Here is a 24,105-nt window from a genome sequence, read left to right on the forward strand (position 1 = left end):
AAAGATGGAACTGCGCAAGAATTACTTCGCCGACCAGCGCAAGGACGACCTGCACGAGATCGGCCAGCCCAGGCCGCGTTCGGATTCGCCCAGCCATGTCACCGGCAAGACTGCCTTTTTCGCCGACCGCAACTTTCCCGGCATGCTGCATCTGAAGATGGTGCGCAGCCCGCACCATCATGCCCGTATCCGCTCGATCGACACGTCAGAGGCGGAGAAACATCCGGGCGTGGTCAAGGTGCTGACCGCCAAGGATGTGCCGCACAATGTCTACACCATCCTGATACTGATCCAGATCGGCCCGGAGGACGAGACGGTGCTGGCCGACGGCAAGGTGCGCTGGAAGGGCGAGGCCGTGGTGGCGGTGCTGGCCGAGACCGAGCGTGCGGCGCAAGAAGCCGCCGCCAAGGTCAAAGTCGACTACGAGGTGCTGCCGGCCGTCTTCGACATGGAGGAGGCGCTGAAGCCGGGCGCGCCAGTCGTCAACGAGTATCACGGCCAGAACTATTATCTCTATGACAGCGGCGAGTGCCGAAAAGTGCGCTTCGGCGATGTCGAGGCGGGCTTTGCCGGCGCCGATCACATATTGGAGCAGAGCTACCAGTCCTCGCCCATCGAACACGCGCCGACCGAGACGACCGGCTGCATCGTCGTGCCCGAGGGCAATGACCGCTTCACCTGCTACACCAACACGCAGGCGATGTTCTTCACCCTCGACAACGCCTCGATCATTCTGCAGATGCCCGGCAGCAAATTGCATTTCGTCGGCGGCACCGTCGGCGGCGGTTTTGGCGGCAAGGTCGACGTCATCGTCGAGCCGATCGCCATTCTCGGCGCTAAACTAACCGGACGACCGGTCTGTTTCGTCTACAGCCGCGAAGAGGAGATGCAGATTTCGTCACCACGCGCGGCCGAAAAGGTCGTCATCAAGGATGGCGTCATGCAGGACGGCCGCATCGTCGCGCGAAAAGTCACCGGCTACACCGATGCTGGCGCCTATTCGCGCCACTCGCCCTATGGCGCGCAGAAAGGCGCCGGACACTATCCAGGTCCCTACACCATCCCCAATGTGTGGATCGACACCTATTGCGTCTACACCAACCGCACGCCGTCGTCGGCCATGCGCGGCTTTGGCGTCACCATCGGCGACTTCGCGCTGGAGGTGCAGATGGACAAGCTGGCGCGGCTGATCGGCATGGACCCGCTCGAATTCCGCTTCATCAACGCCTATCGCGACGGTGACATGAAGGCGCATCGCCAGCCGACCGAGGGGGCTGCACTCATCGAATGCATGCAGGAGGCTTCGCGTGCCGCCAACTGGCCCGTGGCTGAAAAATACCTGGCGATGTCCTCCTACATGAAGGGAGCTTGAGATGGCGATCAGGCGCGGACGCGGCGTCGCCGCGATCAATTATCCCACAGGCATGAATCTCGGCGGCGACCCGACTCAGGCGCTGGTGCATTCGACGCCGACGGGCAATTTCATAGTGACACTGTCATCGGTCGATCTCGGCCAGGGCATGAAGCAGATCATGGCGCAGATCTGCGCCGAAACGATCGGCGTGCCGACCGACCGCGTCGTCGTCGACACCGCCGACACCGACACCGGCCCGCACTGCATGGGCACGTTTGCCTCGCGCGGCACACACCGTGCCGGCAACGCCGTCATCCAGGCGGCGAAGGAAGCGCGCCAGGTGATGCTGGAAGTCGCGGCCGAGGAGCTGGAGGTCAACGCTTCCGACCTTGAGACCGACGGCCAGGGCAACATCCTGGTCAAAGGCGCACCGCAAAAGTCGATCTCGATCTTCGACGTCGCTCTGTCGGCGCATTTCAAGCGCGGCCGCTCGATTTCCGGCCGCGGCATGTTCCTGATCCCGCGCTCCTACCCCGAGAAAGAAACCGGCGCGATGAAGCCGTCGACCTGCTATGCCCATGCCTGCACGGTGGCGGAGGTCGAGGTCGACGACGAGACCGGCGAAGTGACAGTGCTGACGGTGAAGAACATCTTTGAGATCGGCCGGGCGCTAAACCCGAAAATGGTCGAACAGCAGCTCGTCGGCGGTTCGTGGATGGGCATCAGCCACGCGCTCTACGAGACCACCGAACCCTACTACCCCAACCGCGACCATGGCGGCACCGACTTCAACCAGTATCTGATGCCGGGGCCGGGCGACCTCGCGCAAACCGAGATCATCGTGCTGGAGCGACCCTCCGCCGACGGACCTTACGGCGCCAAGGGACCGGGCGAGATGTGTGCCAACCCGCAAATCCCCGCGGTCGCCAATGCCGTCTTCGACGCCGTCGGCGTGCGCATCGACACGCTGCCGATCACACCGGAGCGCATTTTGCGCGCGCTGAAGGCGCAAGCGTCAAACTGAGGACCGAAATGCCCGCAACAAGCGCCGAGACTGTCGCGACCTCGCCGGAGGCGGTGGCGCAGCGCCTCGCCGCTTCGCGCTATCTGGCCGATGAAAGCCTGGCGACCGCCATCTTCCTGGCGATCAGGCTGGGCAAGCCATTGCTGCTCGAGGGTGCGCCGGGCGTCGGCAAGACCGAAGCCGCCAAGGCTATCGCCGAGGTGCTTGGCCGCGATCTGGTGCGGCTGCAATGCTACGAAGGCATCGACGCAGCGCATGCGCTCTACGAATGGAACTACCAGCGCCAGCTGCTCGCCATCCGCCATGCCGGCGAGCATGAGGTCGACATCTATGACGATCGCTTCCTCATCGCCCGGCCGCTGCTGCAGGTGCTCAACGCCCCGGAGGAGCGTGTGCTGCTGGTCGACGAGATCGACCGTTCGGACCATGAGTTCGAGGCACTGCTTCTGGAATTCCTGTCCGACTTCCAGATCACCATCCCGGAACGCGGCACGATCCGCGCCGAGGCACAGCCGATCGTCATCCTGACCTCGAACCGCACCCGCGAATTGGCGGAAGCGCTGCGGCGGCGCTGCGTCTACCACTGGATCGGCTATCCCGACGCCGAGCGCGAGGCCGCCATCATCATGCTGCGCGCCGGCGATGTGGCAAAAGCCACGGCACGCGCCGTGGCGTCAGCCGTGCAGACCATCCGCGCCCGCCCGCTGGCCAAGCCGCCCGGCATCGCCGAGGCGGTCGAGTGGGCCAATGCCGCCACCATTCTCGAAAAAGGCGGCAGCCCATGGCCTGAAGCCTTCCGCCGCGCCATCGGTGTGCTGATCAAGGACGAGGAGGACCTGTCCTACATCGCGCCCGAACTCGGCCACATCGTCGAGGAGGCGCTGGCGTGAGCCGCGACTTCGACAATCCCTTCTCCCCGTTCACGGGGAGAAGGTGCCCCGAAGGGGCGGATGAGGGGCGGCGCGAACCGCGAAAGTTAGCGCCGCCCCTCACCTGCCTGCCGGCATCCTCTCCCCGTAAACGGGGCGAGGAGAGCTTGCCCCGCGCGGCCGCGCCTCTGCTGAGCTTCGCCCGCCTATTGCGCCGCCACGCGTTCGCCATCGCACCCGAGCAAGTCTCCAGCTTCATGCAGGCGGTGACGTTGCTCGGGCCGCGCTCGATGGCCGATATCCGCGAGGCCGCCCTCGCCACGCTGGCGCCGCCACCCGACCGCCGCGACGAATTCGAGGCGCATTTCCGGAGCCATTTCTATGGCGACACAGCCGCCGTGGTCGAAGGCGATTCCGACGAGGAAACCCGCATCAAGGATGATGGCGGCGCGAGGCAGGAAGAGATCGAGGTGATCAGCCGGCATGAGGGCGGAGAACTGTCCTCCAGCGCCGAACAGCTGAGCACCCGCGACTTCCAGCGCCATGACGACGGCTTGGCGGCCTTTCGCCGCAAGCTCGCTTCCGCCTTGCCCGCCCGCCGCTCCTTCCGCACCGTGCGCACCCATTGGCGCGGCAAGCTCGACCTGCGCCGGTCGCTGCGCGAAATCGTCAGCGCCGACGGCGACGTGCCCTCGCCGCTGCTGCGCCAGCGGCAGACCGTGCCGCGCAAGCTGCTTATCCTGATCGACGTATCCGGTTCGATGAAGCTGCACACGTCAGATTACCTGAAGCTCGCGCATGCCGCCGTGCAAGGCGCCGACCGCGCCGAGATCTTCACCATCGGCACGCGCCTGACCCGCATCACCGGCGCCCTGCGCATTCGCGACCGCGATCAGGCACTGGCGCGCGCGGCAGCACAGGTCGATGACTGGGACGGCGGCACCCGCATGGGACCGACGCTGCTCGCTTTCCTTTCGGTGCCACGCTTCTCGGCTTTCGCGCGTGGGGCAACGGTCGTAATCCTGTCCGATGCGCTGGAGCGCGGCGACCATGCCGAACTGGAAACAGCGATACGCCGGCTGAGCGCCCGCGCCTTCCGGCTGTCGCTGGCGACGCCACTTGCCAGCGATCCGCGCTTCCGGCCTGCGACGGCAGCCCTTCGCGCCATCCTGCCGCTGCTTGACGATCTAGTCGACGGCTCGTCGCTCAAGGGTCTCACCGATTTCATCCTGTCGCTCGCCCGCCCTGCCCCGGCGGCGGCGACAACCTGGAAGAGGGTTTCGTGATGCACAAAGCCATCGACGCGCATTTCCACATCTGGCGCCAGAAGGACCAGCCCTGGCTAGTCGGGCCGATGGTGCCGCGCATTTTTGGTCCCTACGAGCCGATCCGCCGCGATTATCCGATCGAGGAATTTTTGGCCGACCAGAAGGGCGCCGGCGTCGAGAAGGCCGTCTATGTCCAGACCAACTGGGCGAAGGAGGATTTCGAGAAGGAAGTCGCCTTCCTGCAGAGGACGGCTGACGAGACCGGCTGGCCGAACGCCATCGTCGGCTATACCGACATGACCGTCGACGATATCAGGCCCCAGATCGACCGGCTGATGAAATACAGACTGCTGCGCGGCGTGCGCATGCAGTTGCACTGGCACGAGACGCCGGCCTTCCGCTTCGCCGCCTCGGCCGATCAGGTCATCGACTCCAAGGTACGCGCCAATGTCGCCCGGCTGAAAGACTATGGCCTGTCCTTCGACCTGCAGCTTTTCCCCGCCCAGATGAAGGACGGGCTGGCGCTGGTCGGCGAAAACCTCGAAACCGACTTCATCCTCACCCATGCCGGCATGCTGACCGGCATGGAGCCAGAGACCACCGAGGCCTGGAAAGACGGCCTGCGCACGCTGTCCGCCGCACCCAATTTTTACGCCAAGCTGTCCGGCCTCGGCACCTTCGTCCACCGCAACGACCCGGCGCTGATCGCCTACATTGTCGACAATATGATCGACATTCTGGGCGCCGACCATCTGATGTTCGGCTCGAACTTCCCGGTCGAGAAACTCTGGACCAGCCACGCCGAACTGATCAAGGCGCACCGCGCTGCGGTGGCCAGGCATGGCGCGGCGGCGGAAGCGGATATCTTCTCGAACACGGCGGAGAAAGTATACCGGCCGGCGTGAACCGTCACTTCACCTCAAACTCTGGATCGACCGGAATCTGCATTGCCGTGACCAAATGATTGGTCTGGCCTGCCAGGCCGATGATCGACACCAGTTCCCCATGCTGCGCATCGGTCATGCCCTTGGCCCGCGCCGCCGCCGTGTGCGAGTGGACGCAGTAGGAGCAGCCATTGGCGGTCGACACCGCGATATAGATCATCTCTTTGGTCAGCGGATCGATGGCGCTGTCGGCAACCATCACCACCTTCAGCTGTTCCCAGATCCGCTTCAGCGCCGGGGGATCATTGGCCAGCCCGCGCCAGAAATTGTTGACGAAATCGGATTTGCGCGTCGCGCGGATGTCGTCGAACACGGCCTTCACCGCCGGGATCTTTTCCACCTCGGCATCGCTGAGAAGTCTTGTGGTGGCCATGGCATTTTTCCCTTGGTTGAATCGGTGGATCAGGTCGTTGAATCAAGTCTCGAGCAGAGGCGGCTAACCGGCTTTTCTGATTCAGTTTTCGTGCGTATCGGAGCGCACCCTCGACGATTAGCCGAAGCACCTCAGCTTCGTCATCCTAGGGCGGAGCAGGCGCGAAGCGCCGTCGCGGAGACCCTAGGATCCATTCCGTGACGTCTATCGGAGTGCGCAGCGGCACAGAATTCTGCACCGTGGCAGCGCTCCCGAGTCCCGGCATGGATCCTCGGGTCTGCGCTGCGTCGCTACGCTCCTTGCTCCGCCCGTGGATGACGAAATGACGGGCGCCCCGGCTAATCTCCACAGTGTTCGACCCAGCGGCGCACCCATTCGCTTCCTGCCCCACAACCTAATGCACAGCCGCATACATGATCTTCTCCTCCGTAGCCTCCGCCGGCGAAAACTCCTCCACAATACGCCCCTGCCGGCACACCAGAATCCGGTCCGACAAGTTCATGATCTCCGGCAGGTAAGACGAGATGACGACGACGGCCAGGCCCTCATCAGCCAGCCGGTTGATGATCTGGTGGATCTCGGCGATGGCGCCGACATCGACGCCGCGCGTCGGCTCGTCGAGGATGACGATGCGCGGCTGCTGCACCAGCCCTTTGCCGATCACCACCTTCTGCTGGTTGCCGCCGGAGAGTTCGACGACGCGCGCATTGTCGTTGATCGCCTTGATGTTCAGCGTCTTGGTCCATTCGGCCGAGAGCTGCCGCATCTCCTGCTGGTTGATCACCCAGGCCTTTTCGCGCCCCGCCGCCAGCAGCCCGCCGAACAGATTTTCGGCGATGCCCATCGTCTCGAAAATGCCTTCGCTTTTGCGGTCCTCGGTGACGTAGACGATGCCGTCAGCCACCGCTTCGCTCGGCACGAGATAGCGCACAGGCCGGTCGTCCAGTTCGATGGCGCCGCCGCGCAGGAAATCGCGCTTGTAGATGCCGGAGACGATCTTGAACGTTTCGGTGCGGCCGGAGCCGATCAGCCCGAACACACCGGTGATCTGCCCCTCGAAGATCGAGAAGGACGTGTTGCGCACGACATTGCTCATCGAGATGTCCTGCACCGACAGCACCTTCTTGCCCGCCTTGCGCAGCTTGGCCTCGTCGCGCTGGCGGTAGATCTGCCCAGACAGCGTGCGCCCGACCATGGCAGCGACGATCCTGTCGCGGTCGAAGGCAGACGTGTCGTCGGTGATAACCAGCTCGCCGTCGCGCAAAATGGTGATGCGATCGGCAATCAGCAGCGCCTCTTCCAGCGCGTGGCTGATGAAGACGATCGACACGCCATTCGCCTTCAGCCGCCGGATCAGCGCAAAGAAATGCCGCTTCTCCTCCGGCGTCAGCGTCGCCGTCGGCTCGTCGAATATGATGATCTCGGCATTGTGGTGGACGGCGCGCGCGATCTCGACCATCTGCCGCTTGGCCGCTCCCAGCGTAGCCACCATAGCGTTGGGGTCGACGGGAAAGTTCAGCGACTGCAAAAACTGCTGCGCCGAGATGTACGTGCCGCGCAGCCGGTTGAGGAACTTTTCAGTGCCGAGATAGAGGTTCTGCGCCACCGTCATCGACGGCACCAGGCTGGTCTCCTGGAACACCATGGCAATGCCGGCTTCAAGCGCCGCGTGCGGCGACGCGTAGGCGATCTCCTGGCCCTTGTGGAACATCTTGCCCGAACTGGCGTCGACGACCCCGGCGATGATCTTGGTCAGCGTCGATTTTCCGGCACCATTCTCGCCAAGCAGCGCGTGGATCTCGCCCTTGCGCAAGTCGAAGCTGACGTTCTTCACCGCAGGCACGCCGCGATAGGTCTTAGTGACGTTCTCCAGACGGACGATCGGTTCCATCAAAAACCTCCCGACGCGAGGTCGATAGCGAGCACGCAGTCGCCGCCTCTGGAGGCAATGAACAGCTGGCCGCCTTTTTCCACCACGCTGCATATGCCATGCCGCGTGCCGTTGGCGCGGCTGTGCAGGCTGAATTGCGGCTGCAGTTTTTGGTCGAGTTTGACCACCAGCCCATAGGAGCGGCTCGGCGACCATGGCTTGTGGATGCCCATGGTGCGGATGCCGCCGCATTGCAGCGGTTCGAGAAAACTGCGGTTGGACGCCAGCGCCGGCGCGATCCAGTAGGCCGGCGGCACCTGCGCGATCATGTCCTGCCGGTAGTGCGTCTCCTGCAGCACGAATTCGATCAGCCGGTTGCGCGGCGCAAACAGGCTGAGCCAGGCGCCACCATCGGCTGAAGGCGACAGCCGCGAGGGATAACCGGGCAGATGCGTCAGCACCGTCGAGCGGTCGCCCGTCGCGCCGTCAAACCGCACCAGTTGGTGACGCCAGCTTTCGCTGACCAGCATATCCCGACCGATGGGATAAAGCCCGTAGGGGAAAGCAATGTTGGAAGCCACCTTGCGGAAGTCACCGCCCGCAGCATCCCGCCTCCAAAGCGATCCGGACGCGCCCTTCTTCATCAGGTCGGCGGCCCATTGCGACGGCGAATGTTCAGCTGAACCATTGGCCAGCCACAGCGTGCCATCATCGGCATAGGCAAGTGCGGTGATGCAGCTGAGATCAGCCGGCAGCGAGACCTCCTTGCCTGATATCAACAGCTTGCCGCTCTCCAGCCCCACCGTCAGTTCGCCTGACGGGGACAGCGCCAGCGCTGTGATCGGAGACGGAACAGTTTCGACAACCTTGGGCTCGGCGCCGGCAGCAATCGAATAGATTGCGTTGCCGCTGGAGGCCAGCAGCCTGTCGCCGGAGACCAGCAGATTGTCCGGTTCGGTCAGCTCGGCAAACGCCAGCGCGTCGTCCAGCCGCGTGTTCGGGCGAAAGGCGCCGTCGAGCGGCGGGATGGTCACCGCCTTGCCGCGAAACAGGTCGAGCACGGGATCGAGGATCATGGTTTTGCTCCCCAATAGGAAGCCGGGCTGGTCCAGTTCGGGTCGGCGCCTGATATCTTGTAGCGGCCGATGCGGTTGTTGAGGATGCCGCCAACGAACAGAAAACCCTTGTGCTCGCGCATCGAGGTGACCATCGGGTGCGCATCACCCGAGAGGTCGCCCATCGCCTCGACGATGCCGCCAGTCTCGTTGAACTTCACCACGCCACCGGTGTTGATGTTGGGAAACAGCCACTCATCCTGCGGCAGCCGCCGCGTCATGCGCTTGCGCATATCGGGGTGGCGCAACGACAGGTCGAAGCTCGGCGTGCGCATGCCGAGCCAGGCCATCCAGTAATTGCCGTCGGAGGCACGGTTGATGTTGTCGGGATAGCCCGGCATGTCGCGGATGACGCATTCGGCGGTGCCGGCCTTCGGCCCTTCCAGCCAGTAGCGGTGCACGCGGCAGGCCCAGCTTTCGGCCAAGAACAGCGACTTGCCGTCATGCGCCATGCACACACCATTGGTGTAGCGGTAGCCGTCGAGCAACGTCCTGGTCGAACCGTCCTTCGGGTCGTAGACCAGCAGCCGCCCGGTGGCACGGTTTTCGATCGAGTCCAGCGCCCAATCGTGGGCGTCGTAGCGCTTGGTCGAGTCCGTGAAGTAGATGCGCCCGTCAGGTGCGATGTCGCAATCATTGGGATCGCGCAGCCGCGCATCGTCGACGATCGAGGTCCAGGAGCGCGACGTCTCCGCCGACAGGCGTTTCACCTCGCGCTGCGGCGAGACGGAATACAGCCCCATGGCGCCGACGCAGCTGATCAGATTGCCTGCTTTGTCGAAGGCGAGGCCAAGCGGAAAGCCGCCAATATGGGCAAACACTTCCGATTTGACATAGTCCGGGGCGAAGAAGCGGACGATCTCGCCATGGCGGGTGCCGCAGTAGAGATGGTCGTCGCGGTCGAGGATGACGTCTTCCGGTCCCTCCAGTTCACCAAGCCCGATATGGTCGGCGGCCGAAAGCCGGTTGTCGAGTTCGTAGGGCGTGCCCGAACCAGGGGCCGCAGACTGCGTTTCGCCCATCCTGAGATAGACCGGCGCGACATAGACCTCGTTCAGCACCTTGTGGCGGTTCTTCAGCCAGCGAATGTCGATCGTCACCGCCACGGCCAGCATGATGCCGAGCACCATCTGGTTGGTGCCGGTGCCGTAGCCCAGCCGGATCAACCCGTTGGTCATGGTCAAGACGATGATCGCGCCCATCAGCCCCTTGATCACCGAGCCGCGGCCGCCGCCGAGGCTGACGCCGCCGACCACCGCCGCCGTCAGCGCCATGATCTCGAGGTTGAGGCCGGTGCCCGGCCCTGCCCCGCTCAACCGGCAGGCAATGAGAAAGCCGCCGATCGAGGCGCAGAAGCCTGAGAAGACATAGGTCATGAACACGGTGCGGCGCACGCGGATGCCGGCATTGTGCGCCGAGCGCCTGGAGCCGCCGACCGCCAGCACATGCCAGCCCGGTCGCGAACGCGTCAGCGCAATATGGGTGATGATGGCGAGGATGATCGCCAGCCAGACCGAAACGGACAGGCCCCAGAAAGTGCTGTCGCCGATGAAATCCAGCACATCCGATGTCGCCGGGGAAAGCTGCACGTCGGCCGCATAGGTGGTGACGAGGATGTCGAACAGCGCCCGCCCGAAAATGAAGGTGACCAGCGTGGTGAGGAAGGCGCGCAGCCTGAGATAGCCGACGAGATAGCCGTTGATGGCGCCGAAGACGAGGCCGGTGGCGAGCGAAGCGGCCATCGCCAGCCAGATCGACTGTTCGAGAATGAAGAACACGTAGACGGCGGAAAAGCACGACAGCGCGAAGATCGAGCCGACCGACAGGTCGATGCCGCCGCCCAGCATCACCACCGTCATGCCGGTGACCAGCATCGAGAACTCGCCGAGCTGGCGTGTCGATTCCTGCAGCGCCGTCAGCTTGAAGAAGCCGGGAATGATCGAGCCGAAAGTTGCCAGCGTCGCCACCAGCGCCAGGAACGGTATGGCGTTGTCGGTCCAGCGCTTGGTCAGGATCTCGCCGACGACATGGTCGGGCACGAGATTGTAGCGCCAGGACTGGAGGCGTTCGCGAAAGGACATCGGTTGCTGCTATTCCATGAGGGAACGAGGTGGCCGGAGCAATCCGGCCACCTCGTTTGTTTCAGTCGAGAAAGCGCGGCTTACTTCGCCGCCGCTTCGGCCTGCAGCGCCTTCAGGTCCCAGCAGCTGTCTGGCTTGAGGTCGGCCTTGGTCGTCGCCTTTTCCAGCGTGTAGATGTAAGTGTGCGAGGTGCCCGCCGGCTGACCGCTCTGCAGCAGGAACTTGATGAGGGCGTTCATGTCGCCCGACTGGCGGGCAAGGTCGGTCATCACAACCGCGCCATAGGTGCCGTCCTGCAGCTTGTCGCAGTCGGCCGCCTTTTCACCACCGCCGGTGGTGACCAGGAACACCTTGCCGTCCAGCTTGGCATCGCGGATCGCGGCCGAAGCGCCGGTCGCGTCGCCATCCCAGAAGTCGATGATCGAGCAGACGTCGGGGGTCTGCTGCAGCATTGTCGTCGTCACGTTGCGCGAGGTCGTCGGATCCCAGTTGGAGTCGGGCTTGGCGACGACCTTGAAGTCGGGGTGCTTCTCCAGCACCTTCATGATGCCGGCATACTGATAAAGGCTCGAAGAGTTCGCCTGGTCGCCCTGCACCAGACCGATCTTCTTGGAGGAGTTTTCGCCGCAGCCCTTGATCGCCGCTTCGGCCTCGAGCTGGCCAAGCCGATCCCAGTCGCTGCCGACAAAGGCGTCGGCCGGGAAGTTGGCCGGATTGTCGACCAGTATGACATAGGTGCCGGCAGCCTGCGCCTTCTTCATCAACTTGGAATAGGAGTTGAGGTCCGGCGCATGGATGATCAGCACATCCGGCCTGGTGTCCGACGAAATGGCGTCGGTGATCGCCTGCGCGCCGGCGTCGACGACCCAGTTCGGATCGCGGGTCTCGAACACGCCACCCCAGGCGTCGACTTCCGTCTTCAGATAATGTGCCCAGCCCTGCGCCAGGTCGAAGCCCATCGCCAGCGGCACTAGCATGACGCGCTTACCCTTGAGCGCCTGCGCGTAGGCAGCAGGGCCCGGATCGTCGGCGGCGAAAGTCGGTGCCACGAAGGCGGAGACGGCCAGCGCCGTCGCGGCGGCCATGAGGGTCTTGATCAGTTTCATGTCACATCCTCTGTTTTCACTTGTTGCCGGCCGGTCGGCATGACCCGGCCGGGTACCCCGAGCAAGATGGGCTAGCCCATCTGCTCTAAATATCGCCCTGCTGCGCGGTCTGTTCGTCGCGCGGATTGATGATGCCGTCGACGATGATGGCGCCGAGCAGGATCGCCGCCTTGATCAGGTTCTGGTAGAGCAGCGGAATGTCGATGATAGTCATGGCGTTCGACAGGATGCCGATCAGCGCTGCACCGACCAGCACGTTGCGCACGCCGCCGCGCCCGCCCGAAAGGCCGATGCCGCCGATCACCGCCACCAGCACGATGTCGTAGAGCAGCGTCGAGTTGACGACGCGGGTGTTGATCGAATGCAGGCTGGCCGCGGTCAGCAGACCGGCGACCAGGGCGACGAGCGCCGAGACGACATAGCGCAGAACCAGCATCGGCCGCACCGGAATGCCGATGTTGCGCGCCGCCACCGGATTGTCGCCGGCGAAATAGATGTAGCGGCCCCATTTGGCGTAGCGCAGGAACAGAAAGAACAGGAAAGCCAGACCGGCGAAGACGAAGACCTCGACCGGAATGTCGAGGAAGCGCACGCCACCCAGCAGTTCGACCCAATGTCCCCCAGGGACCGGCACGGCATCCTGTGTGATCAATTGCGAGCGCACATAGCCGAAGACGAAGGAGCCGGTAGCCAGCGTCACGAAGATCGCCGGCACGTCGGCATAGGCGACGAGAAAGCCGTTCAGCAATCCGATGGCGAGAACGCCTGCCAGCACATAGGCGAAGGCCAGCCCGTCGGGCGTTCCCGAATTCAGCAGTTGCAGATACCAGGCGACCGACATCGCCATGATCGCCACCGCCGACAGGTCGATGCCGCGGCCGATGATGACGACCGCCATGCCGAGCGCCAAAATGCCCAGCACCGACACCGAGCGCACGATGGCGACGAGATTGTTCGGGTCGATGAACCCCGGCAGGCCGATCGCTGCGGCAGCGAACAGCACGACCGCGATCGCAAAGACAATGCCTTCCTGATTCAGGCGCCTGAAGTTCGGCCAGCCGATCGCGTTCATTGTCTCGCCCCGATGACAGCGCTGCCATCCCGAAAAACCGAAAGCTAATCGGCTCAACACCAACTCGTCAAATGAATCCGCGTTCAGAACCGCGGCTGGCAGCGATAATTGTCGAGTGGACGCATTGATTGCCGAAACTGGCGCAATGCGCGGAAACTCAAGCGTTTTTGGCAATTCATTGCGCCGGGTAAGTTACCGGCGAAAGCTCTGCTCCAAGAGCAATGCAGGAGGCGGAATTTCTGTCTGCGACAGGCAGCAAAGACGCGGTCAATTCTCCGGCGAATGCCCTGAAACCTCGCCGCCGGCGCTCGGCGGCAGCGCCAGAAAACGAAACGAGGCGACGAGCCCGATCGCACCGATGATCAGGAAGGCGATTCGGAAATCGACGAGGTCGAGTGCGGCTCCGCTTCTGGCGATCTGCGACAGGTTGAGGATGGCCGCGGCCACCGCGACGCCGAACAGCATCGCCATCTGTTGCAGCATCGAGGACAGCGTCGCCGCCGAACTGCGTTGTTGCGCCCCGATATCGGCAAAGGCCAGCGTGTTGAGCGCGGTGAACTGCATCGAGCGCGACAGGCCGGCGATCAGCATCAGCACCACCACCAGCACTTGCGGCGTCTGCGGCGAGATCGCCGCGCAGGCCATGATCGCCAATGAGGCGATCACCCCGTTGATGACCAGCACCGAACGGAATCCGAAGCGCCGCAGCGTCGGCGTCGTCACCGCCTTCATGCCGAGATTGCCGAGGAAATAGGCGAGGATCATCATGCCGGCATCGACCGGGCTCAAGCCAAAGCCGAGCTGGAACAGCAGCGGCAGCAGGAACGGCGTGGCGTTGATCGCCACCCGGAAGATCGTGCCGGCGGCAAGCGTCGAGATGGCGAAGGTCAGCACCTTGAAGGCCGAGAGGTCGAGCAGCGGATGCGGCGCGCGACGCAGATGCCGCACCGCCAGCCAGCCGACGAGGATGCCGGCAGCAAGCAGCGCTACCGTCGGCAAGATGCCGTCTTCGGGATGGGCAATGCGCTCGAGGCCGTAGAGCAGTGCGGCGAGCCCTACCGACGTCAGCACAAACCCTGGCCAGTCGAGCGGCCTGGTTTCGGCTTCGCGGTCGCCGGGAATGAACCGGGCGACCAGCGCCAGTCCTGCCACCCCGAGCGGGATGTTGATGAAGAAATTCCAGTGCCAGGACAGATAGGTGGTGATGAAGCCGCCAAGCACCGGCCCGACCACCGGCGCAAACAAAGCCGGCCAGGTGATCAGCGCGGTGGCATTGATCAGCTCGGATTTCGACGCGTTGCGCAGCACCAGAATGCGACCCACCGGCGTCATCAGCGCGCTGCCCAGGCCTTGCACGGCGCGCGCCGCGACGAACTGGGTCAGATTCTGCGAGACGCCGCAGACGACCGAGGCCAGCGTGAACAGCGCGATGGCGATGAGGAAAATGTTGCGCGCGCCAAACCGGTCGGCGAGCCAGCCGGACAGCGGCACGAACACCGCCATGGTCAGCATGTAGACGGTGATGCCGATGCTCATCGCCACCGCCGGCACGCCAAAGGACTGGCCCATCTGCGGCAGCGAGGTCGAGATGATCGTCGAATCCAGCAGCTGCATGAAGAAGGCAACGGCGACGATCAGCGCCACGCGCCGCGCCTGGCGTGCCGGCATTGTTGCCGGGGGCGAGGCTTGGTTTTCGGGGATGGCCGTCATGACGCGTCGGTTTGAACAGTATTTGGGCAATGTCGTCCAGACACTGCGCCAACAAACTTTCGTGTCACGTCGCGGCCTGTTATGGAATGAATGGGCTGCCTGGGAACCGCGCACGCATGAAGCCTGTCTATATCGATTATCTCAATGCCCTCGATATCGAAGCCCTCGATATGACCGATGCCGAGATCATCGACGCGGTCGAGGCTGGCCTCGTCGCCCAGGGCAACGGCCAGACGGTGATCGAGCCCCGCGTTCATCTTGAGCCGGACCCGTCCTTCCACGGCCATTTCAACGTCCTGCGCGGCTACGTCGCGCCGCTCGACACGGCCGGTGTCAAGATCGTCGGCGACTATGTCGACAATTACCTGCACGGCCTGCCCTCCGAGTTCGGCATCCTCAATCTGTTCGATCCGCGCACCGGCACGCCGCGCGCCATTCTCGACGCCACCGTCATCACCGATATGCGCACCGGCGCCGTCACCGCCATCGGCGCCAAACACCTGGCCAGAAAGAAATCCAAGGTTCTTGGCCATATCGGCGCGCGCGGCACCGCCTACTGGAATGTGCGGCTGCTCGACCATCTCTTCGATTTCGACGAAATCCGCGTGCATTCGCGCCGGCCGGAAAGCCGCGACGAGTTTGCCACCAAACTGACCGCCGATTTCGGCAAGAAGGTCACGGCGGTGGCTGACTGGAAGAGCTGCGTCGAAGGCGCCGACATCGTCGTCGAGGCCTCGCGGCTGCCGGAACCGCAGCCATTGCTGAAGACCGAATGGATCAAGCCGGGCGCGCTGGTCGTGCCCTATGGTACGATGAGCGCGGTGGAGCTATCCTTGACCGACATCATGCAGAAAATGGTCGTCGACGATTGGGGTCAGTGCAAGGGCGGCAAGTTCGGCTCGCTGCGCGCGCATGTCGAGACCGGACGGCTGAGCGAAAAGACGCTGCATGCCGAACTCGGCCAGATCGCCGCCGGGCTGAAACCGGGACGACAGAGCGACGGCGAAACGATCCTGTTCTGGCATCGCGGCCTGTCGCTCTCCGACATTGCGCTGGGCAAGGCAATGTTGGCCAAGGCGCAGGCGCAAGGCATCGGCCAGCGGCTGCGTTTCGCATGAACGCGCTCGTCCTCACCGGAGCCGGCATCAGCATCGAGGATGTCGCCAGCGTTGCTCGCGGCGGCCGTAAGGTCGAGGTAGCGCCCGCTGCTATCGAGCGACTCGACAAGGCGCGCAAAGTGCTCGACCAGGCCGCTGCTGCCGGCGAGCCAATCTATGGGCTGAACACCGGGCTCGGCGCCAATCTCGGCACGTCGGTCAACGGCGACGCCAGCGCCTTCCAGCGCCAGCTTCTGGAAGGACGCAGCGGAGCGGTTGGCGACTCGCTGCCGCAGGAAATCGTGCGCGCGACGATGCTGGCCCGCGCGGCTATGCTTTCGGCTGGCGGTTCGGGCATTTCGGTAGGGGTCTTCGCCGCGCTCGTCGAAGCGCTCAATGCCGGCGTCTATCCGGTGATGCCATCGCTGGGTTCGATCGGCGCCGGCGATCTGGTGTTGATGGCAACGCTAGGCCGCATGCTGACCGGCGACGGTGAAGCCGATTTTCAGGGCCGGCGCATGCCGTCGGCCAAGGCGCTGATGCTGGCCCGCCTGACCCCGATCAGCCTGGCGTCCAAGGACGGACTATCGCTGATCAACGCTTCCGCCGTGTCCACCGGCAGCGGCGCGCTGGCGGTCGCCGACGCATTGTCTGCCTTGATGCAACAGCAGCAGGCCGGCGCGCTGACCATGGAAGCCATCGGCGCCAACCAGACGATCCTCGATCCCCGCCTTCACGCGGCGCGGCCGGCCGCCTGCCAGCAGGTCGCGGCCAAGGAGTTGCGCGAATTGCTGGCGCGAAACGAGGTGCCGGCACCGACAACGCTGCAGGACCCGCTGTCGATCCGCTGCATGCCCTCGATCCATGGCGCGCTGATCCATGCGATCGATCAGGCGAGGCAAGCCGTCGAGATCGAACTCAACGCCGCCGCCGACAACCCGCTGGTGCTGGGCGACGACGAACTGGTGCTGTCGACCGGCAATTTCCACACCGCGTCGCTGGCGCTGGCCTTCGAGACGCTTGGCCTGGCCATCGCTCAAACGGCTGCCGCCTGTGCCGCCCGCTTCATCCAGCTCACCGGCTCGGGCCGCAACGGCCTGCCCAAATATCTCTCCCCGGCCGGCGGCGCCTCGGCCGGTTTCGTGCCGCTGCAAAAGACGGTGACGGCGATCCTGGCCGCCATTCGCCACAAGGCCAATCCGGTGATGCTCGATTTCTTGGCCGTCTCCGAAGGCGTCGAGGACCACGCGACACAAACCCTTTTCGCCATTTCGAAGTGCGCCGAGATGATAGGACTGTGGCGGCGGCTGATTGCCCTGGAATTGATGGCCGCGGCACAAGCGGTCGACCTGCGTGAAGGACTGACGCTGGCGCCGGCTACCGGCGTGATCCATGCGGCGGTACGCGTGCTCGTCCAGCCGCTCAGGGAAGACCGGCCGCTCGGCATCGACGCCGAGACGCTCTACGCCACCCTCGCCAACGGCAGCTGGCAGGCGTAGCCGGTCGGCCGCGCTTCCTTCAAGCCACCCCATCGACCTTGTTCAGAAACAGGCGAAGCTGCTGTGGGTCCATGTGCACGACATGCCGGTCTTCGGGATAGGCCAGGCTGTTGACGTCGGCGACATATTCGGAGAACGCGGCGATGCGCTCCGCTTGCAAACGATCATATTCGGCGGCGAAATTGCGATAGACCTTGGAGTGGCGGGGCATGTGGCCCCGGTTCTGGCCAAGAATGTCGTCGGCGAACAGGTACTGCGCATCGCAGCCTGTGCCGGCGCCCATCGACAGCATGATCAGCGACGTCCGCTCGGAGATTGCCTTGGCCACCTCGACCGGCACCACCTCGATCTCGGTGCCGACGGCGCCGGCGGCCTCATACTGCTTCACCGCCTCGAAGATCTGCATCGCGGTGTCGGCGGTCTTGCCGACCGCCTTGAAGCCGCCGGTCCAGGTCGCGCGCGACGGGATGAGGCCGACATGGCCGATCACCGGGATAGCGTCGTCGGCCAGCCGCTTGACGGTGGCAAAACCGGCGCTGCAATAGACCGCGTCGGCGCTCGCCTTGTAGAGCCGAAACGCCCAACGGATAAAATCGTCGGCGGTGCCGATCTCATAAAAATTCTCGCCCGGCATGGTGAACAGGCTGGGCGCCGCATCACGATACGCGGGGTTGAGCATCAGCTCCGGCGGCACCGAAACAATGTCGACCCCTGCCCGCTCGGCAGCCTCGGCCTCGTCCATCGTCAGCACGCGCAGCATGGTCAGCTGACGCTTGCCCTTCATGGCGCGCAAATCCGCCACCGTCGGTCTTTTCCGGCTCATCGATCGTGCTTCCTTGTGTTGCGGCTACTGCAGGCCCGTCAGCTGATCTCTACCATCACTTTGCCAGCCTCGACCTTGACTTCATAGGTCCTGAGATTGACGCAGACAGGCGCGCCCTTGGCCGCACCTGTCTTGTAGTTGAAGCGGCCATTGTGCTTGGGGCATTCGATGATGTCGTCCATCACCAGCCCATCGGCCAGATGCGTCTTCTCATGCGTGCAGAACCCGTCAGTGGCAAAGAACTCGTCGTCCGGCGAGCGATAGATCGCGAAGCTGCGGCCGCTATGGTCGAAGCGGATGACATCCTCTTCGTCGACATCGCCCACGGCGCACGCTTGAACCCACTCGGCCATTCTTGTCTCCTGCTGAGGCCGGTAGCCTATTCCGCCGCCGCCGACATGTTCAATTCGTGGAATTCGCCCCGATAGGGCCGCGCCGTCGCCGGCAGTTCGCGCTTGAGGAAATAGTCCTGGTATTTGAGCTGCTTAAGCATCACCGGCCAGACCTCGCGATAGGCATGCCACATCGACGGGTTCGGCTCCGGCAAATCGTGCTTGATCAATTCATGCAGCCGGGGCAGCGCATGATAGGGCACCATCGGGAACATGTGATGCTCCACATGGTAGTTCATGTTCCAGTAGATGAACCGGCTGATCGGGTTCATGTAGACGGTGCGGGTGTTGAGCCGGTGGTCGACGACATTGTCGGCCAGGCCGATATGCTGCAGCAGGCCGGTCAGCACCATGTGCCAGCTGCCATAGAGGCGCGGCAGGCCGATGATCATCAAAGGTAGGAACGACCACATAGTGAGCGCCAGCGCGATCGTCGTGAAATAGATGGCGACATGCCAGCGCGCGGCGGTGACAGCTTTCGCCTGCTCCATCTCGGGAACATAGCTCTTCTCGTCATCTGACAGCTTGCCGAACGCCTGGCGCATCAGCGCCGGCAGCGAATAGCGGAAATCCAGGACACCCGTGAAGGCAAGCGCGGCGCGCAGCAGGTCCGGCGGGCGCATCACCGCAATCTCGGCGTCGCGGCCGACGATGATCGTGTCGGTGTGGTGGCGGGCGTGGCTCCAGCGCCAGGTCACCGGATTGCGCACCACCATGAAGCTGGCGATCTGATAGATCAAATCGTTCATCCAGCGCGTCCGGAAGGCTGTGCCATGGCCGCATTCGTGCCAGCGCGAGTCGCTGGAGGAGCCGTAGAGCAAACCATAGACGAAGAAGAACGGCACGCACCACCATGTGCCCCAGAACCAGATGCCGCCGGCGGCGGAACCCAGTATGGCTGATATCCAGATGATGGTGTCGCGGATCGCCGGGCCGTCCGAGCGCTGCATCAACTCCTTCATCGCCTTGCGCGAGACATCGGTGTGATACCATTCGGCCGAGGCCAGCCCGGTTTCGATCGCCCGGCGCGTGCTCTCGCCGACCAGGCTGTAGTCGCGCTTTTTCTCCGTCACATCGACCTCCGATTTCCGGCCCGCCAGCCGAAGTTTTGCATCCGGGTCATGCCCTGCCCGCCAATTTTGGGAAATTGCCCGACGGCTTCGGGTAATCCTCGCGCGGCTGCTGCGCGATGGCAGCGATCCGGCGCTCGGCAGCGGTGATCTCGTCGGCGCCGTCGAGCACGCGGAACACCGCATCGTAGGAGCGGCTTTCGCCATGCTCCAGCCAGATCATCTCGCCGCGTTCCCGGGCCGCGAGATTGCCGAGCACATGATGCGTCGAGGGCTCGATGCCCAGCGCATACTGGCCGGCCTGGAAATTCTGCCACTGATAGGCGCAAGGCAACTGGTCCTTGCGCGTCACCACTTCGAAGCCGAGGCCGAGCCGGTCGTTGACCACCGCCACCGGCACCTCGCTGGCGGCATTGGCCGCCATTTCATGCTGCCAGACCTGCTCGCTGAACCCAAGTTGCGGCGCCGGCATCGTGCGGTAGCCGACCTTCTGTGCCTCATAGCGCTCCCCGGCATGTCCGGCCCACACCACGTCCTTGATCGGCGCCAGATAGCGCGACCCCTCGTCGAGCAAGGGATGGCTGACATTGATGTGATAGAAATACATATGCGGCGTGCGGTTGAAGCCGTGATTGACGACGCGGTCTGAAAGCCGGATTTCGTTGCCGCCGACATCGGCCTCGATGCGGCGTAGCAGATGCAGATCCTCGCCGAACACCGTCGACTGCTGGACGATCGCCTCCGCCCACAGCACGCAGCGGTCGCCGTCCCAGGCCTCACCATGACCGGTCAGCCGCGCCGGGATGGTGCCGACGCGGCCATGCAGCGAATGCACCACGCTCTTTTTGCCGGGGTAGTTATAGGTGTCGGCCGGCACTTCATCGCGGCCGAGAATGTGGTCGAGCCCGCAGGTCAAAAGCAGGCCGGAAAACGACCGCGCCCAGGCAAGGCCTTGTTCACCTTCATAATCATGCAAACCGGGATGACGAAAGCCGCTCGGCGAATGCCAGCCGATCGCCTGGCCCCTGTAGTCGCAATCGGCGATATCGAGCGCCCGGTCGACCAGCGCCGTGAAGCGCAAGCCGGACCCGGTGCGGAATTCGAGCATGCGGATGCCGCGCTCGACGCCGTCGCCGAGCGTCATCAGCCGCACACCGGCAAACTGCGACAGCATGCCGGAACGTTCGCTGACCTGCCGGCGCGAAAGCGTCTTGCCGTAAAGCTCTACCATCTGCCGGCCGCTTCTCTCACTTGGCTGTGGCGATGCGCCGCCGCAAAGCGGCGACGCAAGGTGTGTTGGTGTCAAAGGCCGTTGGCGCGGAACTTGTCGTCGAGGAATTTCTTGGCGCGCGGCACGTCGTCTTCCGAGAGATGCTCGATGATCACGGGAATGTTCGGGTTCTTCTGCGCCAGGCGCTGCAGATAGAGATCGTAGTTGAGCGAGCCTGTGCCCGGTGCGTTGAGCACCATTTCGCCGACACCGCGGAAGGTGTGCGAGGCGAGCGCGTCATCATCGCCGATATCGGCGTGCTTCTCGCTCTTGTCGTCGCCGGCGCGCGCGACATCCTTGGCATGCGCAATCTTGACCTTGTCGGCCAGCGTGTCGAACACCTGGTTCAGCACCTTGTCCATCTGGTCGATGTTGTGGCTCTCGAAATAGTTGGTCGGATCCATCAGCAGGCCGAGACCGGGATGGTCGACCTGCGCGAACATGCGCACCGTTTCCTCGACCGAGCCGACAACGTTGTTGACATAGGTTTCGAGCAGGAACATCGAGCCGTGGTCGTAGGCTTCCTGCGCCAGCTCGGCGATCACCTTGCGGCACATCTCGAAGCCCTCTTCGGACTTGTTCTTGGGGTCGCTCATCCACTCGCTCTCGGTGTTGTAGGTGCCGGTCTCCGAGATCACGTAGGCGCTGCCCAGCTGGCGGGCATTGCGGATGATTTCCTTCAGCCGTTCGACATTCGCCTTGCGGTGCGCGAGGTCGGGATGAATGACATTGGTGTAGCCCGAGATGCAGCAGATCGGCAGGTCGTAGCCACGAAACGTATCGCGGACTTTTTTCGCCTTGTCCTTGGTGATCTGCCCGGCCGACAGGTCGATATCCTTGAAGTGCAGGTCGAGCTGCACGGTGTTGAAGCCGTGGCCGCGAATTTTCTTCGCCGTCTCTTCGAGCCCGTAGGGGAAGTACCCCGTAAAAATCCCGGATTGCATCATGGCGTGAAGTCCTCCCTGTAGGCGATTCAGTTGATTGAAGTTGTCGAGATTTCGGAAAGCTTGACCGTGCGGCCCTTGTCGATCGAGCGGTAGCCGGCTTCGACCAGCGCCATGGTCTTGACGTTGTCGGCGACCGACAGCGCCGGCGGCGTACCAGTCTTCACCGCGTGCTGGAGCTGCTCCATGACGCCGATGAAGGCATGCGGGAACCACATCGTGTCCCAGCTGGGCGTCACCCATCTGCCGTGGGTGGTCTCGGTCGAGGCGTAGGTCAGCGTCGAGGCGGCGCCCGTCGGCCAGCCGATCGTGCCCTTGGCGACGCCTTTGGTGCCGTCGACGCGCCAGTTGATGTGCTGGTCGTCCTTGTAGCCATCCCCACGCGGACCGGACCAGACATCCTCCAGCGAGACAGCGAGGACGCCGGAGGGAAAGCGCAACGTCGACACGGTTATGCCGTCCGAATGGTCGAAGCGCGTGCGCGGGTCCTTGCGGGTCAGCGTGGTGATCTCGTCGGGATCGCCGAACAGGAAGCGCAGCACGTCGAGATGGTGCACGCTCATATTGGCCAGCGTCAGCCGGTCGTAGTGCTCGAGAAAAGTCTGCCAGTGCGGGATGGCGTGCATGTCGATCTGCGCGAAGACGATGTCGCCCAGCGCGCCGCTGTCCATGATCTGCTTCAAGACGCGCATCGACTGGTCGTAGCGCATGTTCTGGTTGACCGAGAGGATCTTGCCGGCCTTGGCCGCTTCGTCGCGCAGCTCGATCGCATCCTTGAGCGACAGCGCCAGCGGCTTCTGCGCCAGGATCGCCTTGATGTGCTTCTGCTTCAGCGCATGGCGGATCAGCGCCGGCTGCTGGTCCGGCGGAAAGGCAAGATCGATGATCTCGACATTTGTATCCTCGATCAGCTGTTCCGGCGTGTCGTGGACGGTCGGAATGCTCCAGCGCTTTGCCACCTTCTCGGCGCTGGCCTTGGTGCGCGAGGCGATCGCCACCACGGGAAAGCCGGCCTCCTTGTAGGCGGCCAGATGGCATTCGGCCATGATCATGCCGGCGCCGACGCAGCCGATCCTGTATTCCTTCGTGCGGACCTTCACGTCCGGCTCGAAGCCATTGCTTGCCATCTGGTCCTCCCGAAATTCTTCTCTGAGCGTCGCCGTCATCGTGCCAGCGCTCCCCCGCCCTGTCCGAAATAATGCACGCGGGCCGGCTCGCAGGATATCGCCACCATCGCGTCCGGCCGGATGTCGGGCTGGCCGCGCAGCAATGCCCGCAGGCGTGCCTGCCCGGCGGCCAGCGTCACCACCGTGTAGCCGCCGAGCGGCTCGACCTCGAACACCCGTGCCGGGCGGCCTTCCCCGCCATCCGACCATGGCCCCACCTTGATGTCTTCCGGCCTGAGGCCGATCTCGACTGCATCGCCCGGGGCCATTCTATCGGCGATGCGGATCGTGCCTTCCGCCGCCTCGACGCCACCGGCGCCGCGCACCGATTTCAGGATGTTCATCATCGGCGAGCCGAGCAGTCGCGCCACATAGGTGCTCGCCGGGCGGTCGTAGATCTCGGCAGGCGCGCCGATCTGCCGGATCTTGCCGTTCTCAAGAATGGCGATGCGGTCGGCGACCGACATCGCCTCCTCCTGGTCGTGCGTGACATAGATCAGCGTCTTGCCGAGCTCGCGCTGGATGCGCTTCAGCTCGACGCGCGTCTCCTCGCGCAGCCGGGCATCAAGCGCCGATATCGGGTCGTCCATCAGGTAGGCGGAGGGATCGCGCACCAGGGCGCGGGCGATCGCCACGCGCTGCCGCTCACCGCCTGAAAGCTGCGCCGGCGGCTTGTGCAGGATATGGCCGATATGCAGTTTCGCGGCGACGTCGGCGACGCGCTTTTTGATCTGGAGCTCGGCGACCCCGCGCTCGACCAGCGGGAAGCGCACATTGTCGAGCGCACTCATATGCGGGAACAGAGCCAGGTTCTGGAACACCATGGCGACGTTGCGCTCGGCCGGCGACACCGCATTGACCGGCTTGCCGCCGATCAGGATCTCGCCCACATCCGGCGTTTCGAGACCAAGCACCAGCCGCAATATCGTCGACTTGCCCGACAGCGGCGGGCCGAAGAAGCAAAAAAACTCGTTGTCGTTGACCGTGAACGAGGCGTCGTCGACGGCCAGTGTTTTGCGGTAGCGTTTGGTCACATTGCGGAAGACGATATCGGCCAT

21 protein-coding genes are annotated in these 24,105 nt (G+C 63.9%); 7 read left to right on the top strand and 14 right to left on the bottom strand.

The features are described from left to right. Positions 1 to 4: 4 nt before the first annotated feature. From AC1DX6_RS08275 to AC1DX6_RS08295, 5 genes are all read left to right on the top strand, one after another. Entirely contained in the window at positions 5 to 1,372 is a 1,368-nt protein-coding gene (locus AC1DX6_RS08275; RefSeq protein ID WP_477312253.1) for a xanthine dehydrogenase family protein molybdopterin-binding subunit, read from the top strand. A 1-nt stretch (position 1,373) separates the two neighbouring features. Continuing rightward, positions 1,374 to 2,378: a xanthine dehydrogenase family protein molybdopterin-binding subunit gene (locus AC1DX6_RS08280; protein WP_477312254.1), complete on the top strand. Its 1,005-nt coding sequence runs from the start codon at positions 1,374 to 1,376 to the stop codon at positions 2,376 to 2,378. 8 nt (positions 2,379 to 2,386) lie between these two features. After that, positions 2,387 to 3,268 carry an AAA family ATPase gene (locus AC1DX6_RS08285; protein WP_477312255.1) on the top strand — a complete coding sequence of 294 codons (882 nt, stop codon included), beginning with the start codon at positions 2,387 to 2,389 and terminating at the stop codon, positions 3,266 to 3,268. Between the two features lie 146 nt (positions 3,269 to 3,414). Then, positions 3,415 to 4,533 carry a vWA domain-containing protein gene (locus AC1DX6_RS08290; protein ID WP_477312256.1) on the top strand — a complete coding sequence of 373 codons (1,119 nt, stop codon included), beginning with the start codon at positions 3,415 to 3,417 and terminating at the stop codon, positions 4,531 to 4,533. Next, positions 4,533 to 5,420: an amidohydrolase family protein gene (locus AC1DX6_RS08295; RefSeq protein WP_477313637.1), complete on the top strand. Its 888-nt coding sequence runs from the start codon at positions 4,533 to 4,535 to the stop codon at positions 5,418 to 5,420. The genes AC1DX6_RS08290 and AC1DX6_RS08295 overlap by 1 nt, the downstream gene beginning before the upstream one ends. A 4-nt stretch (positions 5,421 to 5,424) precedes the next feature. Here the strand turns inward: AC1DX6_RS08295 and AC1DX6_RS08300 are convergent, their stop codons facing one another. From AC1DX6_RS08300 to AC1DX6_RS08330, 7 genes are all read right to left on the bottom strand, one after another. Further along, complete coding sequence (locus tag AC1DX6_RS08300) at positions 5,425 to 5,832, bottom strand: carboxymuconolactone decarboxylase family protein (protein WP_477312257.1); 408 nt, start codon at positions 5,830 to 5,832, stop codon at positions 5,425 to 5,427. Between the two features lie 394 nt (positions 5,833 to 6,226). Continuing rightward, positions 6,227 to 7,723, bottom strand: coding sequence for a sugar ABC transporter ATP-binding protein (locus AC1DX6_RS08305; RefSeq protein WP_477312258.1), 1,497 nt, complete (start codon positions 7,721 to 7,723; stop codon positions 6,227 to 6,229). Beyond that, entirely contained in the window at positions 7,723 to 8,778 is a 1,056-nt protein-coding gene (locus AC1DX6_RS08310; protein ID WP_477312259.1) for an SMP-30/gluconolactonase/LRE family protein, read from the bottom strand. The genes AC1DX6_RS08305 and AC1DX6_RS08310 overlap by 1 nt, the downstream gene beginning before the upstream one ends. Continuing rightward, on the bottom strand, positions 8,775 to 10,898 hold the full coding sequence (locus tag AC1DX6_RS08315; protein ID WP_477312260.1) for an ABC transporter permease: 2,124 nt from the start codon (positions 10,896 to 10,898) through the stop codon (positions 8,775 to 8,777). The genes AC1DX6_RS08310 and AC1DX6_RS08315 overlap by 4 nt, the downstream gene beginning before the upstream one ends. A gap of 80 nt (positions 10,899 to 10,978) precedes the next feature. Continuing rightward, positions 10,979 to 12,004, bottom strand: coding sequence for a sugar ABC transporter substrate-binding protein (locus AC1DX6_RS08320; protein WP_477312261.1), 1,026 nt, complete (start codon positions 12,002 to 12,004; stop codon positions 10,979 to 10,981). 85 nt (positions 12,005 to 12,089) lie between these two features. Continuing rightward, complete coding sequence (locus AC1DX6_RS08325) at positions 12,090 to 13,076, bottom strand: ABC transporter permease (protein WP_477312262.1); 987 nt, start codon at positions 13,074 to 13,076, stop codon at positions 12,090 to 12,092. A gap of 267 nt (positions 13,077 to 13,343) precedes the next feature. After that, complete coding sequence (locus AC1DX6_RS08330) at positions 13,344 to 14,786, bottom strand: DHA2 family efflux MFS transporter permease subunit (RefSeq protein ID WP_477312263.1); 1,443 nt, start codon at positions 14,784 to 14,786, stop codon at positions 13,344 to 13,346. Positions 14,787 to 14,902: 116 nt separating this feature from the next. Here AC1DX6_RS08330 and AC1DX6_RS08335 point away from each other — a divergent pair, with 116 nt between their 5' ends. Both AC1DX6_RS08335 and AC1DX6_RS08340 read left to right on the top strand, forming a co-directional pair. After that, complete coding sequence (locus AC1DX6_RS08335) at positions 14,903 to 15,904, top strand: ornithine cyclodeaminase family protein (RefSeq protein ID WP_477312264.1); 1,002 nt, start codon at positions 14,903 to 14,905, stop codon at positions 15,902 to 15,904. Further along, positions 15,901 to 17,382, top strand: a complete 1,482-nt coding sequence (locus AC1DX6_RS08340) for an HAL/PAL/TAL family ammonia-lyase (protein WP_477312265.1) — start codon at positions 15,901 to 15,903, stop codon at positions 17,380 to 17,382. Before AC1DX6_RS08335 ends, AC1DX6_RS08340 begins: the two co-directional genes overlap by 4 nt. A gap of 19 nt (positions 17,383 to 17,401) precedes the next feature. On the opposite strand, the gene AC1DX6_RS08345 is transcribed toward AC1DX6_RS08340, so the two are convergent. The 7 genes from AC1DX6_RS08345 to AC1DX6_RS08375 all read right to left on the bottom strand — a co-directional run bounded on the left by AC1DX6_RS08345 (position 17,402) and on the right by AC1DX6_RS08375 (position 24,105). Beyond that, on the bottom strand, positions 17,402 to 18,205 hold the full coding sequence (locus AC1DX6_RS08345) for a 3-methyl-2-oxobutanoate hydroxymethyltransferase (RefSeq protein WP_477312266.1): 804 nt from the start codon (positions 18,203 to 18,205) through the stop codon (positions 17,402 to 17,404). A gap of 38 nt (positions 18,206 to 18,243) precedes the next feature. Beyond that, positions 18,244 to 18,558, bottom strand: a complete 315-nt coding sequence (locus AC1DX6_RS08350) for a MocE family 2Fe-2S type ferredoxin (protein WP_477312267.1) — start codon at positions 18,556 to 18,558, stop codon at positions 18,244 to 18,246. 26 nt (positions 18,559 to 18,584) lie between these two features. Beyond that, positions 18,585 to 19,670, bottom strand: a complete 1,086-nt coding sequence (locus AC1DX6_RS08355; RefSeq protein WP_477312268.1) for a fatty acid desaturase family protein — start codon at positions 19,668 to 19,670, stop codon at positions 18,585 to 18,587. Positions 19,671 to 19,716: 46 nt separating this feature from the next. Next, entirely contained in the window at positions 19,717 to 20,898 is a 1,182-nt protein-coding gene (locus AC1DX6_RS08360) for an aldose 1-epimerase family protein (RefSeq protein ID WP_477312269.1), read from the bottom strand. A gap of 71 nt (positions 20,899 to 20,969) precedes the next feature. Next, positions 20,970 to 21,884: a sugar phosphate isomerase/epimerase family protein gene (locus AC1DX6_RS08365; protein WP_477312270.1), complete on the bottom strand. Its 915-nt coding sequence runs from the start codon at positions 21,882 to 21,884 to the stop codon at positions 20,970 to 20,972. Between the two features lie 26 nt (positions 21,885 to 21,910). Continuing rightward, on the bottom strand, positions 21,911 to 23,008 hold the full coding sequence (locus tag AC1DX6_RS08370) for a Gfo/Idh/MocA family protein (protein WP_477312271.1): 1,098 nt from the start codon (positions 23,006 to 23,008) through the stop codon (positions 21,911 to 21,913). A 35-nt stretch (positions 23,009 to 23,043) separates the two neighbouring features. Next, positions 23,044 to 24,105 carry an ABC transporter ATP-binding protein gene (locus AC1DX6_RS08375; protein WP_477312272.1) on the bottom strand — a complete coding sequence of 354 codons (1,062 nt, stop codon included), beginning with the start codon at positions 24,103 to 24,105 and terminating at the stop codon, positions 23,044 to 23,046.

It is taken from the genome of Mesorhizobium sp. P2_C4 (assembly GCF_056404575.1).